Consider the following 347-nt stretch of genomic DNA (forward strand, 5'->3'; position numbering starts at 1 on the left):
CGGGGGGGCGCGGGCGCGCGGGGGGGGGTCCGCCCCCCCGCCCCCCCCGCCGCCCCCCCCCCCTCCCCGTCCCGCCCCGCGCGGGCCCCCCCCCCGGGATCGGGTCAGTCCTGGATCAGGGCGTGATCCTCCACTGCTGGATGTAGCCGACGTCGATCGACGCGAGGTCGCGGACGCGCAGTTTCCACGTGCCGTCGACCGGCTGCGCGGAGGCGTCCACCGTGAACGTCTGGTCCACGTTGTCGGCCGAGCCCCCGCTGCGGTTCAGCAGGGAGTACACGGTTCCGTCGGGACCGACCAGATCGACCGTCAGATCACCGCGGTAGGTGTGGACGATGTTGACGTAG

The 347-nt window shown here is 74.4% G+C and carries 1 protein-coding gene; it reads right to left on the reverse strand.

Annotated elements, in window-relative coordinates; translation table 11 throughout:
* Positions 1–115: 115 nt before the first annotated feature.
* Positions 116–347 (reverse strand): proprotein convertase P-domain-containing protein (locus ACFXGX_RS22490; RefSeq protein ID WP_384794056.1); only part of this gene is annotated, 232 nt, incomplete at its 5' end.

Source organism: Streptomyces sp. NPDC059371, from assembly GCF_042751995.1.
In the GTDB taxonomy this organism is placed as follows: Bacteria; Actinomycetota; Actinomycetes; order Streptomycetales; family Streptomycetaceae; genus Streptomyces.